Origin of the sequence: Streptomyces sp. NPDC059816, from assembly GCF_042732055.1 — a bacterium.
Taxonomy (GTDB): domain Bacteria; phylum Actinomycetota; class Actinomycetes; order Streptomycetales; family Streptomycetaceae; genus Streptomyces.
Genome location: NZ_JBHWIQ010000021.1, coordinates 59,750 through 73,448, shown reverse-complemented (window position 1 = coordinate 73,448; position 13,699 = coordinate 59,750). Strand labels below are relative to the sequence as shown.

Here is a 13,699-nt window from a genome sequence, read left to right as displayed (position 1 = left end):
GGGATCGTCCACGTGTTCGCGAAGGGCGCCGACCGGCTGCTAGCGTGACCTTTCGCTTTGCTACCCGGCGGCTGTTCGCCGTCTGCGGGACCGCCGGCCGCGATCCACCGGCCATATGGGGAATTCCCTCGGCCCGTTGTCCCGGAATGTCATCGGATCACAGCACGCTGCCGGATTTCTGGGCGTCGTGCAGCCACCGAACTGAGGTGAGGAGTGCTCTGTGGAGAACACCTGGCTGATCGGTCAGGACGACGTCGCGCGCATCCTGCACATCGTCGGCCGCGACGCCTTGATGCGCCGCATGATTTCCACTCTGGAGAAAGGCTTCACGGAACTGGGGCAGGGCCTGTGGTCCGATTCACCGATACGCACCGGCTTCACCCGGACAGGAGACGTCCCCGGCGTCATAGAGACGATGCCGCACCGCGAACCGCGGGCCGGGGTCACCGTCAAGACCATCTCCTACAGCCCCCGGAACATCGCTGACCATCATCTGCCGACGATCCTCGGCACGATCGCGCGCGTCGATGACGACACGGGTCGGCTCGTCGCCCTCACCGACGGGGTCCTGCTGACGGCCATCCGTACCGGTGCGGCGTCCGCCGTGGCGACCACACGGTTGGCGCACGCCGGGTCCCGGACCGTCGGCATGATCGGCACGGGCGCGCAGGCGGTCACCCAACTGCACGGCCTCAGCCTGGTGCTGGACATCGACCGGGTCCTCGTCCACGACATCGACCCGGCGCACGAGCGCACCTTCGCCCGGCGGGCGGACTTCCTCGGCCTCGACGTCCGCTCGGCCCGACCCGGCGAGATCCTCGCCGCGGCGGACGTGCTGTGCACCGCGACCTCGGTACCGGTCGGGGCGGGGCCCGTGTTCCCGGACGGGGACCACGCGCCGCATCTGCACATCAATTCGATCGGCGCGGACGAGATCGGCAAGACCGAACTACCGGTCACCCTGCTACGGCGGGCGCTGGTCTGCCCGGACCACCGCGGCCAGGCGCTGCGCGAAGGGGAGTGCCAGCAGCTGGCGGACGACGGGATCGGCCCGACGCTGGCCGAGGTGTGCGCCTCGCCCGACGAGGCGTACCGGGACCGGCTGACGGTCTTCGACTCCACGGGGTTCGCCTTCGAGGACCATCTGGCGCTGGACGTGTTCATGGACCTCGCCAAGGAACTGGGGCTGGGCACCAAGGTCTCGATCGAGGGCCGTCCGGAGGATCTGCTCGACCCGTACTCGATCAGCGGGCCGCGTGCCTGACCCGCCGCAAGAGTGACCCCCGGGGCCGGAACCGTGCTCGGTTCCGGCCCCGGGGGTACCGACCCGGTTCGCCGGGCGGGGCGTTCAGGCCGCCGGCTCGGTCCCCTCGGCGAGGGTCTGTTCCGCCGCGTGGTCGAGCACGGAGAGCACCCAGCTCCCGAAGTCGCTGCCGCTGTGGTCCGCGGCCCGGCGCCAGGACACCAGCCTGCTGCTGGGCACCTGGATACGCGGGATGATCGCGAGATCGGGGGTCTCGCTCCCGCACCCCGAGCGCTCCACCTGGATACGGGCACGCAACTGCTTGGTCGTCCACTGGTTGAGCTCCGCCTTGTCGAGCAGCCGGTCCCGCTCGTCGTGCGCGAGCGACGCCACTTCAGCGTGATGCTGGAAGCTCAGCCCGCACCGCCGCTGCGCCAGGGGGAACTGACCGGCGACCCAGGCGTAGTTGCGCAGCGTCTGGTACTGGAGCCCGGCCGCCCGCAAGGCCCGCTGATACCGGTCGGAGTAGTGCTCCTTCCCGTAGATCAGCCAGTCGCCCAAGCACCAGGAGGACGAGTCCACGATGTCGGAGAGACGCCGCCCGGCTCGTTCCCACTCATGGAAGCTCAGATTCGGAGGAAAGCGCAGCCCGACCTTCGTCATGAGGAGCTGTTCCGGCTCGGGCCGACCGTTGCGTACTGTGCCGGGAGGTGAATTGGGCGCCCGTTGTTCCTTGCTTCGGGTGCTGGACAGGTCCGCCCGAGTTCTGATCATTTTTTGCGATCCCCCTGGGAAGAGATTTCCGCGCAAACAAACGAACAAGGAAAATCTTGTCTGCATCCGGAGGTGAAACAACATTCACCGCCGGTCGTTACTGAGGCTCGGCCGCACACAGCCGGACGGGGACGTGGTGATTTCATGAGTGGTTCGCCGATGCAGCATGCCGGTTCGTCACCGGAAAGAAGAACACGGCTGGTGTGTCGACCCTTGAGAGCCCGCGACCGAGGGGAAGTCGGTGACTCTCTTCGGTTCTGTCATCGCGGGGCGGCTCTTTCACGCTTCCTCCGCGTTCGTTGCGTTCGCACACCATTAGGAATTTGAGAGGGAACTCCTGGGATCGGTGTTCATTCTCGAATGACTTCGCTGCACCAACCGTGCTGCGTGAATTACGTTACGTGATCTCTAAACCGCCAGTCAAGGGAGGTAGTCGGTAGAGCGTGATCACGAACAGTTCACGGCGGAGATGAATGCGGCGGCTGAAACTCGACCTTCGCGAAAGAGTCGCTCCCCGGGGTGGTGCGCCCGCGACCCGCACCGCAGGCCGCTGTGCGTCCGGGGAGTCGCGCGGGCAGGACGGCCGATGGCCCGATCGGCTACGGCCATCCGTCCCGCGCGCCAGCCGCACCGAACGCGGGCCACCGCCGAAGTCGCCGTTCCCGCAGCGGAGGGTCGCCGGTGGTCCCGCCGGGCGGACCCAGAGCGCCGGGCAGCACGCGCGGACGAGGGTGCGGACACTCCCCGTCACCGGGAGGTCGGTCGGACCCGACACCAAGAAGTCATCTCCATTGGTGACCGAGCCGCCCGTGCACATCGGAGGCCAAGGCGGGCCCGTTGGTTTGAACGTGGTGTGAGACTTGAAGCATGGACATGGGGCGTGAGTCGCGGTGGGAGAAGGACGCAATGACGGTGGAGATCGTTTTCGCCCTGGTGACGGCCGCCGTGCTGGCTGGAGTGATCTTTGCCGCCGCCTGGGCTCTCGCCTTGGTCCTTGACCTCTCTGGATCGACGGGGAGAGGCGTGTGGGTAGGGGGTGCACTGCTCGGAGCGGTGGCCGGAGTATGGCGTCTGGTGCGGGTGCTGCTTCGGTTCGACGAGCAGCGCCGAATGGGCCGCTGACTGCAACTCATTGCCTTGCGGTCGGTAGCCGCCCGGCGTGGGAATCGTTGAGCGGCTGGCGCCGGACGAGTGGTGGGGTCGTCCCAGCGAGTGGCGCCAGAGGCGCCGTCGCGGGTGCAGGGCGGTGGTCGACATCGGCACGGCGACCGGGAAGTGCTGGCCGCGATCGTGTTCGTTGCCACGTCAGGCTGCACGTGGCAGCAGCTGCCGTCGTCGTCTTTCGGACCGTCCGGAGCGACCGCGGACGGCCTCTACCAGCACCCTGCCCGGTCGGTGCGGCATCCCGCAGGCGGAGTGCCGCGGAGGGAGCCAGTGAATGTCCCCGCCCTCGCGCTTCCCGGAAGGCTGCGGTGAGCGCTTGCTGTCCTTTCGCGGTGCCCCTTGGTGCGAGCGGATGTGCAGGGCCGGGCTGTCCTGTCGGGGCGTGCGAGGGGCTTCCATGCACAACCTGCCCCCGCATTAAGTCTGTTATCTCCGTACATTCCTGGTGAACCGCACTCCTGGGGGTCAAGGGTCACAGGTTCACGCCCTGTCGGCCCGACTCGTATCTGTGCGGGTATTCTCCGGTGCGACCGGTACTCACAGGAGGCGGCGCACGGCCTCGACGATCGAGCGGCGGCGGTCGTCGGTGCTCTCCGTCTCGATCGTGGCGGCGGACATGCCGGTGGCGTTGCCGGGGTTCCACGCTAGGGCAAGGCTCAGCACGAGGGTGAGCAGCGCGGTGGGCGAGAAGGCGGCGCCGATGCCTGCGTCCTTCTGTACTGCGGCGAGCGCCTCCAGCTTGGCGTCGCGTGTCGGTGCCGCGGCGGCCGGGTCCCGGTCTGGGCTGTCGCCGCGCTCCAGGCGGTGCCAGATGGCGAGCCGGATGACCTCGGGGTGCTCTTGGCCGTAGTCGAAGAGGCGCCCCGCATAGCCAGGGAGGTCGTCGGGGGTGAAGGCCACCGTGTTCAGGCCGTGGGTGACATGGGTGTCGAAGACCGTGTCGAAGAGCCGGTCCTTGCTGCAGAAGTAGACATAGATGAGGTTCTTGTTGGCCGACGCCGCCTTGGCGATCCGGTCCACCCGGGCTCCGGCGATGCCGTGCGCGGCGAACTCGTCGGTGGCGGCCCGGAGGATACGCATCTTGGTGGCTTCGGCTCGGGACATGCGGGTCATCGTAGTGGGGGACCACCCGGTCGACGCAGTGCCGTGGACGGGGCTGTGCACAGGCAGGTCATCCGAATCCGAAGGCGTCGAAGGCCGCATCCGAAGCGAACAGCATGACGGTGCACCACAGGGTGACCCCGGCCATCAGCCAGCGGATCAGGCGCCAACGGGGGATGCCCAGCGCGGCGCCGAGCAGGGACGAGCCCCAGGTGCCGAAGAGGGCGGGGCCGACGATGCCGAAGCCCACCACGCCGTACCGTTCGAAGATCCGGCGCGCACGCCGCCCTGCGGGGCCGGAGAGCCGACCGCCCGCGGCCGTCCGAACCGGCGTTGCGCTGCCGGAGGGTGTGCCCGTCGCCGAGCCCGCCCGTACCGCGGACGACGACTTCCGGCGAGCCCGCCAGGACTGCCAGCGCAACCGGGCCCGACCCATGGCGGACACCGCGAATGCGTCGTTCGCATCCGTCGGCCGTACCGGCGGCAGTCTAATTGACTAACCGGTTACCCTACGGCTATGACTCATATCGACGCGGTCCTGCATGAGTTGGCCGCCGGCAAGTACCTGCTCCTCACCACCTTCCGCAGGGACGGCAGAGCAGTCCCCACCCCCGTCTGGGTCATGCTCGACGGTCAGACGCTGGCGGTGTGGAGCGCGGCGGACTCCGGGAAGGTGAAGCGGATCCGTAACGGCGGTCAGGTCACGGTCGGCCCCTGTGACGTGCGGGGTAGGCCGCTCGGCGCCTCGGTACCCGGCTTCGCCGAGGTGCTGGCGCCGGATGAGAGCGCGCACGTCACCGGTCTGATGAAGCGGAAGTACGGGCTGATCGCCCGCGTCGGGCTGCTCGGCAGCAGGCTGCGCGGCGGCTCCGAGCGCTCGGTGGGCATCCGGATCCGACTGGACGGATAGCGAGACGTGCAGGGAGGGGTACCTGGAGCAGCGGCCGTCAAGAGGTACGCGCGGGTGTGCGTGGCGTGGGTAGCCCCGCCGTGCTCAGGACCTTGCGCCTCGTGTCGACGGCGAACACCTCGCAGTGCGGGCGCCCGGCCGCCCAAGCGACGCCCTCCGTACCCAGCGCGAACGCCGCTGTCGCCGTCGCGTCCGCTTCCGTGAGCGTCGGCGCGACGACCGTGACGCAGAGCAGACCAGTGGCGGGGCGGCCGGTCCGGGCGTCGAGGACGTGGGCGCCGCGTTCGTAGTGGCCGGACGTCGCGACAGCCGCATCCGTCAGCTCCAGCACCGCGCAGAGTCGGCTGGCGTCCTCGGGGTGGCGTATGCCCACCCTCCAGGGGCCGCCGCCGACGACCACGTCGCCGCCGGCGTTCACACAGAACCTTCGTACACCGGCTGCCGTCAGCAGTTCGGCGGCGAGCTGGACCGACCAGCCCTTGACGACGGCGCACGGGTCGAGCTCCCGGCCCGGCATGCGCGCGTCGAAGGCGCCGCCGCTCGCCCGCCGGTAGTGCTCGCACAGTTCCAGGACACGGGCGAGGTCGGCGCTGATGTCGGTGAGGTTCAGCTCGCCCCGGTTGAGGCGGGACACCTCGCTGTCGGGGGCGAACGGGCTGAACCGTGCGTCGGCCTCCCGGAGCCACGCGAAGACCGCGTCCGCGGCCCCCGCGGGAACGTGCGTGTCGTCGATGCGCAGGGAGACCGGCAGACCCATGACGTGTTCGACTCGGATCACGTCAGGTGCCGCTCATCTGGTCGAGGGCCGCCTGGAGGGATTCCCGGTAACCGTCGCTGGTGATCGTCGCCCCGGTCACCGCGTCGATGTCGGCGCTCTGGGCTTCGAGGGTCGCCTCGATCAGCTTCGGCAGGGCTGCCGTGGTCTGGGGGTGTGCGGGAGCCTTGAGGGCCTTGACCGCAGTGATTCTGCCTGCCGTCAGCGTCACCTCGACCTGTACGTCACCCTTCTCGGTCGGGATGGTCGCCCCGGTGTTCACCCGGGTGCCGGAGGAGGTCGACGGAGGGACGGAGGTGTCCGAATAGGAGTAGAGATGGATGAAGTACCAGGTCTCGTAGGCGAGTCGGTGTCGCGCCCAGCGGGCCGAGGCCCCGCCGACGACCAGGATGAGGACCATGGCGACGACAGCCCGCAGCACGCCCTCGGTGGTCTCGGCCAGGTCGATCAGCTGGTCGGCCGGATCGAGCGAGGACGCCTGGGCATAGCCGAAGGTGATGAAGACGCCGTGTCCGACCAGCGACCACAGCAGTCCGAAGCCGGTGATGCGGTGCCAGGCAGTGAGCCGGTCCATGCCGATGCGGCGGTCGAGCCAGGGCAGCCGGGCGACCAGCAGCAGCTGGAAGGCCATGAACAGGGCGCCGTAGAGGCCGCAGAGACGACCGAGCACGATCAGTGCGTTGGACGCGAAGCCCGCCTGGGAGAAGAAGTACCCGACGGCCGCCGCGTTCGCGCCGAGCAGGGCGTACAGGCCGGCTCTGGCCGCCACCCGGGGGCGCAGCGAAGAGGGGGGAACGGGCGAAGCCGGTGCGGGGGGCGGCGGTGCGGACGTCGAGGGGACAACGGTCACGGGCCGGTACCTCCTGGATCGAGTCGGTGGAGAGAGCTTGACCGCCGGGACCTGTCGATTCCCTGTCAGGGGACTTTCAACTCCGTGTCGAAGTGCCCCGGCGCAGACCAGCAGGGGTCGCGCTGCCGTCCGTGTGCCGCAGGATGGACGGGTGGACAAGATACGAGTGCTGGTCGTGGACGACGACCCGGCGATCGCCGACCTCGTCGCGACGGTTGCCCGCTACGAGGGCTGGGAAGCGGTCACGGCGAACTCGGGCCGCGAAGCGCTGCGGTCGGCCGCCGGCCTGCCCCCGGACATCGTCGTCCTGGACCTGATGCTGCCCGACCTCGACGGCTTCGGCGTGCTCGACGGGCTGCGCGCAGCCGGGACGATGGTGCCCGTGGTGTTCCTCACCGCGCGCGACACCGTCGCCGACCGGGTCGCGGGGCTCACCCGCGGCGGTGACGACTACCTGGTCAAGCCGTTCGCGGTGGAGGAACTGATGGCCCGGCTCCGCACCGTGCTGCGGCGCAGCACCGGGCCGGGATCCAAGCGGTCCTTCCTACGGGTCGCCGACTTGACGATGGACGAGGACACGAGGGAAGTGCGGCGTGGGCAAAGCCGGTTGATACTGACCCCGACCGAGTACGACGTGCTGCGCTACCTCATGCGCAAGTCCCCGACCGTACTCACCAAGGCGCAGATCCTCGACCATGTGTGGGAGTACGGCTTCGGCGGCCGCTCGAACGTCGTCGAGCTCGTCGTCAGCAGGTTGCGCCGCAAGCTCGACGCCACCGGCAGTCCACTGATCCACACGGTGCGCGGCTTCGGCTACGTGGTCAGGCGAGCCGAATGAGCGCACGGCTGCGCCACACCTACCGCAGGCTCCGCCTCGGAACCAGGCTCGCTCTCGGTCTCGGCGTGCTCTCCCTGGTGGCGTTCGCCGTCGTCGGCACGGCCCTCACCGCGTACATGCGCGACTACCTGGGACACCAGCAGATCGCCCAGCTGAAGTTGGTGCAGAACGTACAGGCCAAGGACGCCGCCGAGAACGGCACGGTCACACGTCAGCCGTACTACGGGTGGTACACGGCTGTGTACGACGTCCGCGACGGCACCGCGGCGCTGCGCCGACCAGCCGATGTGCCGGACGACATCGAGGAGTTCACTGCCCTCGCCCAGCGGCGCGCCGACTCCACCGGTGATGTGACGAGCACCGCGCACGTGGGGGGAATGGGTGCCTACCGGCTGCGGGCCTGCGAGGTCGTGCCCGGGGTCGTCCTGGTCAGCGCCGCCCCGATGGCGGAGACCGAGGACACGATGGAGCAACTGATCACGGTCCAGGTGATCGCGTTCACGGTCGCCCTGCTGGCCCTCGTCGTCTCCGGACGGCTCCTGCTGCGGCGCGGTCTGAAACCGCTCAGCGACATGGCGCACACGGCACACGGCATCGCCTCGCACGACCTCACCGAGTCGGCGGCCCGGCTGCCCCTGCGCGCCGACCGGTCCGGTGGCGGACCCGAGGTCGAGGAACTGCGCACCGCCTTCAACACGATGCTGGAACACATCGACGACTCCCTGGCCGTGCGGTCCGAGGCCGAGCAGAGGCTGCGCCGCTTCGTCGCCGACGCCTCACACGAGCTGCGCACTCCCTTGATGTCGGTGCGCGGCTACGCGGACCTGTTCCAGTACGCCGCCGCCAACGTCCCCGAGGAACGCGACAAGCACCTCGCCCGACTGCGTTCCGAAGCCGCCCGCATGGGCGTCCTCCTCGACGACCTGCTGCTGCTCGCCCGACTCGACGCCGCCGAGGTGGACGCGTCGCTGCGCCTGGAACCGTGCGATCTGGCGGACCTCGCCCGGCAGGCGGCCGACGCCTTCCGCGCCGCCCACCCCGGCCGTCCGCTCACCCTCGACATCGGGCCCCGGTCGCTGCCGCTGAGCCTGGACCCCGTCCGAGTTCGCCAGGTGCTCGACAATCTGTTGACCAACGGGGCCGTCCACACTCCCGAGGGGACGCAGGTGTCCCTGACGGTGGACTTGACGCCGGAGTCCGCCCGGGTGGTCGTGGCCGACACGGGGCCCGGCATCACGGACGCCGACCAGCGTCGGATCTTCGACCGCTTCTACCGCGTCGACAAGGCCCGCAGCCGTGAGGGCGGCGGCACCGGTCTCGGCCTCGCGGTGGCCCGTTCCCTGGTGGCCGCGCACGGCGGCACCCTGACCCTGAGCAGCGAGCCGGGCGCCACCGCCTTCGTCCTGGAGTTGCCGCGCGCGGAGTCGACGCCGTCCTGAGGGAGCAGCAGGCCGGCCCGGTCAGCCGAGCACCCGGACCACCGAGCGCAGCAGACGGTCGTTCTCCGGGGCCGGGCCGCCCGGGAAGGCGTACCGGCGGCGGGTGTAGGCGTAGGCGAAGCCCTGCCGCGGATCGGCGAAGGCGAGGGAGCCCGCGGCGCCGCCGTGGCCGAAGGAGCCGGCGCCGAGGAACGGGAAGCGCACGTCCAAGGCGAGGAAGCCCAGGCCGAACGCATCCGGCTCACCGCCCACCAGATCCTTGCCCTCGGAGTGGACCCGGGCGAACTCGGCCGCCGTGTCCGGCTTCAGCAGCGGACTCTGGCCGTCCAGGCCGAACACGGCCGCCGCGTACACGCCGGCCAGACCGCGCGCCGAGCCGATACCGGCCGCCGACGCCTGGCCCTTCGCGCGGACGGTACGGGAGTTCGGGAGGGAGTACAGCTCGGCGTGGTCCGGCGCATGTTCGTTGAGGGCGATTCCGGTCAGACTGTACGGGCTGTAGGCAGCGGCCTCGATCTCTGCCGCCTGCTCCGGCGTCGGCATCATCGGCAGGGTGGTCAGGAAGCGCGGCTCCTCTCGCTCCGGGAGGCCCAGCCACAGGTCCAGCCCGTACGGGGCGCGTATCCGCTCCTCGTACCACTCCTGAAGAGTGCGCCCGGTGGCCCGGAGCACCACCTCGCCGACCAGCGCGCCGATCACGAGCGCGTGGTAGCCGAAGGCCCGCCCCGGCTGCCAGAACGGGCGCTGCCCGGCCAGCCGGGCCGCGATCGCCCGGTCGTCGGCCAGCTCCTCCCGGGTGAGCCCGGCGTCCAGGCCGAGCACCCCGGCCCGGTGCGCGAGCAGTTCGCGCAGCGTGATCCCGTCCTTGCCCTCGGCGGCGAAGTCCGGCCAGTACGAGGCGACCGTGCGGTCCAGGTCCAGCAGGCCGTCCTGGACCAGGAGCGCGGTCGCCAGGTAGGCCGCGCCCTTGGTGGACGAGAAGACGCCGAGCAGCGATTCCCCGGTCACCCCGTCCGACCACAGGTCCACCACCTGCTCGCCGCCCCGGTGCACCACCAACTGTGCTCCCGGAGCGTGTTCCTCACCCGCGAGAAAGGCGGCGAACTCCTCCCGTACCCCCTCGAATCCGTCGACCACCGTGCCCTGAACTGTCATGAACCCTCCCGAATTGCCGTACGGATGCCGTGCTTTCCGTAACTCGGGCTCCCAGGGCCGCTATTCCCGCGCGGGCCGGGCGGATCGCACGCCGACGCATCGCCGTTCGGGGGAGTCTCCCCCGGCAGAGGGAGGCCGTTCCCTCGCCCGGGGGATCCCCCGATCGCCCCACGATCCTGTTCAGCACCGGCTACGAAGTGCCGCTCACCGCGCGGCGGACCGAACCGACGGTCCTCCTGGACGGCAACCAACTCGGCATCGAGCACCGCTTCTTCGGGGCCTCGCGTCCGACGGTCGACGACTTCACTCACCTGACGATCCGTCAAGCGGCGGACGATCACCACCGAGTGGTCCAGCTCTTCCGTCGGATCTACCCCGGCGCATGGATATCCACCGGCGGCAGCAAGGGCGGCATGGCCAGCGTGCACCACCGCCGCTTCCACCCCCACGACGTGGACGGCACCGTCGCCTACTCCGCCCCGAACAACGTCGACGACCACGAGGACTCCGCCTACGTGCGGTTCCTGGAACGGGTGGGCCCCGCAGCCACCCGCGACGCCCTGAAGGCGGCGCAGCGGGAGGTACTGCTGCGTCGCACGCACCTGGTCGCCCGCTACGAGGCATGGGCTGCCGCCGCCCACGACACCTTCCGCATCATCGGCAGCGCCGACCCGGAACTTCATTCCCTACTGGTACCAACTCGGCACCCAGATGGGTTACCTGACCGTGCCCACCGATCATCTGAACGGACTCCTGAAGTACCCGAACGCCATCGAACCCCGCAGCTTCGCGTGCGGTGGGTCGAGGGCGGCAACCACCACGTCACCATCGCGGGCCTGTCCCCCGGTCACCGTACGGAGGCCGTCGCCGCGCTGCACCGGTGGGTCAACGGGCCCGCTGCCCCTGCGCGTCGCTGGCGAACGCCGGGGCGCGACGGCGCAGGGCCGGACCGGGGCGCGAACGTGCTCAGCGCGTGGTGACCCGGAAGGTGCTGAGTACGGCCTTGTGGTCGGTCGGCCAGGTCCAGGTGGGCTCCCAGAACCTGTCCCTGCCCGACTCCTCGACCCGCTCGTTGCGCACGATGGTGCTGGACGGTCCGACGATGACGCTGTCGAGCAGCCGGATCCGCCGGTCCGGGTGGTAGAAGACGAAGTCGATCCGGTCCCGCTCGTCGGCCTTCGGCGCCCAGGTGAGCTGACCGACGTCGACGCCCGGGTTGTCACTCGGCCAGGTGAAGCCCGGCCTGCGGACGGGGTCCGGATGGATCACGCGGTAGCTGTCGCGGAAACCGGCGTCCTCGATCGCCTTAGTCGTCGACCACGGGACGACGGCGCCGTTGTGGTCGAACAGGTTGCGGGTCCGGCGGTTCCAGTCCCGGTGCGAGGGCTCGTTGAAGTCACCGGCCAACAGCGTCAGCCGGCCCCTGGCCCGTTCCTTCGCGGCATCCGCGAGCACCGTCCTCGTCGCCTTCGTGCGTCCCGAGGCCGTGTTGAGCCGGGTGATCAGGTCGACATCGGTGATCGGACCGGTCGGGATCTCGCCCCAGCCGTACTCGGAGGTCTCCAGGGGCGACGGGGTGCCGCCGCCGTAGCCGCGCGGCAGGTAGGTGACGTAGTAGCGGTACTCCAAGTGCCCGGAGTACGCCGCGACCTCGGTGCCGTCGACCGAGACGACCGCCTTCGACCAGGACGGGAACGACGCGTGCTCGATGATCGGGTAGCGCGAGATCACCGCGGGATCGACCGGGTTCTCGTTGTCGAAGTAGGTCAGCCCCCGGTCGGCGAGATCGGCCAGGAGATGGGCCACCCGCTCCGGGTTCGACTCGCTGAGCATCACCACGTCCGGTTCGACCGCGGCGATCGTGTCGGCGATGCCGGCCCGCCCGCCCGGCACCCGGCTGCCGCCGAGCCAGATGTTGAACTGCATGACCTTGAGCTTGCGGTGTGAGGGCCCACCGTGCTTCCGCCCACCCCGGGGGGCGGCCTCGGCCGCGCCCGTTGCCAGTACTCCCGCTCCGACGGTCGCGCCGACCATCCCGAGCAGTTCACGACGCCTGACCATCAGTGACCTCCATCAACCACCTGCGTCCACGACCCGCTCACGGTGCGGAGCGGGCCGGGACTCACGGTCGAGGCCCCTCGTGCACGCGGCATGAACCCGAGCGCAACGTCAGATGTTGAATGATCGAAAGTGGTCGCGCCGTGATCCCCCCACCGCCCGGGACCAGCGCGCACGTCAAGCGGGGTTGGGGATGCGTACGGTTTCCGCCCAGGGCGGGGGCTGGGGCGGGTCCTCGCCGATGAGGGCGACGATCAGCCGGGCGGAGACGGGCTCCGGTGGCCAGGGGGTGTAGCCGTCGGTGAGGACGACGACGATGTTCGGCGGGTCCTGGGCGGCGAGTGCCGTACGGATGCCGACGGTCAGGTCCGTACCGCCGCCGCCGGCGAGTTCGACCTGGTCGACGGCGGTCACCCGGGCGACGGCCTGGACGTCCGCGTCGCACGCGAGGACGGCGACCCGGTTGCCGCCGACGCCCACCTCGCGCAGTACGCCCGAGACCTCGGCGAGGGCGGCGGCGAGGTCGTCCTCGCCCATCGAGCCGGAGGTGTCGACCACGATGGCCACGCGGGGCAGGGGCCGGCGCAGGCTGGGCAGTACCACCCGGCCGCCGAGGGCGGGGGTGCGGCGTGAGGGGCGGCGGTAGGTGTAGTCGACCGCGCCTCCCGCCCACGCCGCGGCTTCACGGACGGCGCCGGTGAGTGCCGCGCGCCAGTCGACGGTGGGCTCCAGGAGCTCTTCCGCCCAACGCCGCCAGCCCGCCGGAACCGTTCCCCGGGACCGTGCATGGGCGCGGACCGCTTGGGCGGTCTGGCGGCGCAGGGCCTCGGACTCCACCGGGCCGACACCGGCCGTGCCGGTGCCGGCGTGCTCGCCCAGGTCCCACGGGGCGGGGACGCCGTGGGACCCCGATCCGCAGTTCGGCGGGTGCGGGGGCGAGGCCGGGACGTCCCGCAGGTACTCCTCGAAGAGCCGCCCTGCCGGCAGCCCGAAGAGCTGCGGTTCCATACGTCCGGGGGGTAGCCGTAGACCGTCGGCGATGAGGTCGTCGTTGATCTCGCAGTCCTGGGCGATGTTGACCCGGAGGTGGTCCCGCAGGTCCGCGGCCGGCAGCCGGTCGGCGCGGCCGTGGTGATCGCGCAGCAGATGGGCCGCCTCGTGGATCCACACCCCGGCCAGTTCCTCGACGGCGGTCGCGTCGACGAAGGCGGGCGCCACGTAGCAGCGCCAGTAGCGGTCCACCGCCATCGTGCTCACCCGGTCCGACGGCACGACGGTGAGGGCGTACAGGGCGGAGGCGAGGTACGGGCGCGCCTCGGCGGCCTGGTAGCGGGCGGCCAGCAGCTTGGCGCGGTCGAGGCCGCCGCCCGGTGCGGGGGTCACGGAGCGACG

14 protein-coding genes and 2 pseudogenes are annotated in these 13,699 nt (G+C 70.4%); 7 read left to right on the top strand and 9 right to left on the bottom strand.

The annotated features are described in order from the left end of the window. Window positions 1-220 precede the first annotated feature (220 nt). Entirely contained in the window at window positions 221-1,264 is a 1,044-nt protein-coding gene (locus ACFV88_RS25695) for an ornithine cyclodeaminase family protein (RefSeq protein ID WP_385494245.1), read from the top strand. Window positions 1,265-1,348: 84 nt separating this feature from the next. On the opposite strand, the gene ACFV88_RS25690 is transcribed toward ACFV88_RS25695, so the two are convergent. Next, a complete protein-coding gene (locus tag ACFV88_RS25690; RefSeq protein ID WP_385494244.1) occupies window positions 1,349-1,906 on the bottom strand; it encodes an LmbU family transcriptional regulator in 558 nt (185 codons plus the stop codon). A gap of 978 nt (window positions 1,907-2,884) precedes the next feature. Between ACFV88_RS25690 and ACFV88_RS25685 the strand changes: the two genes are divergently transcribed. Next, window positions 2,885-3,139, top strand: coding sequence for a DUF6332 family protein (locus ACFV88_RS25685; RefSeq protein ID WP_385494243.1), 255 nt, complete (start codon window positions 2,885-2,887; stop codon window positions 3,137-3,139). 37 nt (window positions 3,140-3,176) lie between these two features. Further along, a pseudogene (locus ACFV88_RS25680) lies at window positions 3,177-3,382 on the top strand (transposase); the annotation flags it as partial. 336 nt (window positions 3,383-3,718) lie between these two features. On the opposite strand, the gene ACFV88_RS25675 reads toward ACFV88_RS25680, so the two are convergent. Both ACFV88_RS25675 and ACFV88_RS25670 read right to left on the bottom strand, forming a co-directional pair. Then, window positions 3,719-4,285, bottom strand: coding sequence for a TetR family transcriptional regulator (locus ACFV88_RS25675; protein WP_385494242.1), 567 nt, complete (start codon window positions 4,283-4,285; stop codon window positions 3,719-3,721). Window positions 4,286-4,352: 67 nt separating this feature from the next. Further along, on the bottom strand, window positions 4,353-4,727 hold the full coding sequence (locus tag ACFV88_RS25670) for a hypothetical protein (protein ID WP_385494241.1): 375 nt from the start codon (window positions 4,725-4,727) through the stop codon (window positions 4,353-4,355). Between the two features lie 72 nt (window positions 4,728-4,799). Here ACFV88_RS25670 and ACFV88_RS25665 point away from each other — a divergent pair, with 72 nt between their 5' ends. Then, a complete protein-coding gene (locus tag ACFV88_RS25665) occupies window positions 4,800-5,192 on the top strand; it encodes a PPOX class F420-dependent oxidoreductase (protein ID WP_385494240.1) in 393 nt (130 codons plus the stop codon). A gap of 37 nt (window positions 5,193-5,229) precedes the next feature. On the opposite strand, the gene ACFV88_RS25660 is transcribed toward ACFV88_RS25665, so the two are convergent. The 3 genes and pseudogenes from ACFV88_RS25660 to ACFV88_RS25650 all read right to left on the bottom strand — a co-directional run. Further along, the gene (locus ACFV88_RS25660; protein ID WP_385494295.1) at window positions 5,230-5,949 is read right to left on the bottom strand and encodes an FAD:protein FMN transferase; all 720 of its coding nucleotides are present in this window, start codon (window positions 5,947-5,949) and stop codon (window positions 5,230-5,232) included. A 22-nt stretch (window positions 5,950-5,971) separates the two neighbouring features. Further along, the gene (locus ACFV88_RS25655; RefSeq protein WP_385494294.1) at window positions 5,972-6,178 is read right to left on the bottom strand and encodes an FMN-binding protein; all 207 of its coding nucleotides are present in this window, start codon (window positions 6,176-6,178) and stop codon (window positions 5,972-5,974) included. A gap of 93 nt (window positions 6,179-6,271) precedes the next feature. Beyond that, window positions 6,272-6,748, bottom strand: a pseudogene (locus tag ACFV88_RS25650) (ferric reductase-like transmembrane domain-containing protein); the annotation flags it as partial. Between the two features lie 220 nt (window positions 6,749-6,968). Between ACFV88_RS25650 and ACFV88_RS25645 the strand changes: the two are divergent. Both ACFV88_RS25645 and ACFV88_RS25640 read left to right on the top strand, forming a co-directional pair. Continuing rightward, window positions 6,969-7,655, top strand: a complete 687-nt coding sequence (locus ACFV88_RS25645) for a response regulator transcription factor (RefSeq protein WP_385494239.1) — start codon at window positions 6,969-6,971, stop codon at window positions 7,653-7,655. After that, window positions 7,652-9,094 (top strand): sensor histidine kinase, encoded by a 1,443-nt coding sequence (locus ACFV88_RS25640; protein ID WP_385494238.1) that lies wholly within the window; start codon window positions 7,652-7,654, stop codon window positions 9,092-9,094. The genes ACFV88_RS25645 and ACFV88_RS25640 overlap by 4 nt, the downstream gene beginning before the upstream one ends. Window positions 9,095-9,115: 21 nt before the next feature. Here the strand turns inward: ACFV88_RS25640 and ACFV88_RS25635 are convergent, their stop codons facing one another. Continuing rightward, entirely contained in the window at window positions 9,116-10,249 is a 1,134-nt protein-coding gene (locus ACFV88_RS25635) for a serine hydrolase domain-containing protein (protein ID WP_385494237.1), read from the bottom strand. 29 nt (window positions 10,250-10,278) lie between these two features. Between ACFV88_RS25635 and ACFV88_RS25630 the strand changes: the two genes are divergently transcribed. Beyond that, on the top strand, window positions 10,279-11,229 hold the full coding sequence (locus tag ACFV88_RS25630) for a S28 family serine protease (RefSeq protein ID WP_385494236.1): 951 nt from the start codon (window positions 10,279-10,281) through the stop codon (window positions 11,227-11,229). Here ACFV88_RS25630 and ACFV88_RS25625 read toward each other — a convergent pair. Together ACFV88_RS25625 and ACFV88_RS25620 are read right to left on the bottom strand one after the other, a co-directional pair. Further along, the gene (locus tag ACFV88_RS25625) at window positions 11,216-12,310 is read right to left on the bottom strand and encodes an endonuclease/exonuclease/phosphatase family protein (RefSeq protein ID WP_385494235.1); all 1,095 of its coding nucleotides are present in this window, start codon (window positions 12,308-12,310) and stop codon (window positions 11,216-11,218) included. The two genes, ACFV88_RS25630 and ACFV88_RS25625, sit on opposite strands and share 14 nt — an antisense overlap. A 174-nt stretch (window positions 12,311-12,484) precedes the next feature. Beyond that, window positions 12,485-13,690, bottom strand: coding sequence for a VWA-like domain-containing protein (locus ACFV88_RS25620; protein WP_385494234.1), 1,206 nt, complete (start codon window positions 13,688-13,690; stop codon window positions 12,485-12,487). Window positions 13,691-13,699 lie beyond the last annotated feature (9 nt).

Bases quoted from the DNA above. Each gene is read 5' to 3' on its own strand.
- ACFV88_RS25635 (WP_385494237.1), bottom strand. From the start codon at position 10,249: ATGACAGTTCAGGGCACGGTGGTCGACGGATTCGAGGGGGTACGGGAG.
- ACFV88_RS25660 (WP_385494295.1), bottom strand. From the start codon at position 5,949: ATGGGTCTGCCGGTCTCCCTGCGCATCGACGACACGCACGTTCCCGCG.
- ACFV88_RS25675 (WP_385494242.1), bottom strand. From the start codon at position 4,285: ATGTCCCGAGCCGAAGCCACCAAGATGCGTATCCTCCGGGCCGCCACC.
- ACFV88_RS25665 (WP_385494240.1), top strand. From the start codon at position 4,800: ATGACTCATATCGACGCGGTCCTGCATGAGTTGGCCGCCGGCAAGTAC.
- ACFV88_RS25690 (WP_385494244.1), bottom strand. From the start codon at position 1,906: ATGACGAAGGTCGGGCTGCGCTTTCCTCCGAATCTGAGCTTCCATGAG.
- ACFV88_RS25685 (WP_385494243.1), top strand. From the start codon at position 2,885: ATGGACATGGGGCGTGAGTCGCGGTGGGAGAAGGACGCAATGACGGTG.
- ACFV88_RS25625 (WP_385494235.1), bottom strand. From the start codon at position 12,310: ATGGTCAGGCGTCGTGAACTGCTCGGGATGGTCGGCGCGACCGTCGGA.
- ACFV88_RS25640 (WP_385494238.1), top strand. From the start codon at position 7,652: ATGAGCGCACGGCTGCGCCACACCTACCGCAGGCTCCGCCTCGGAACC.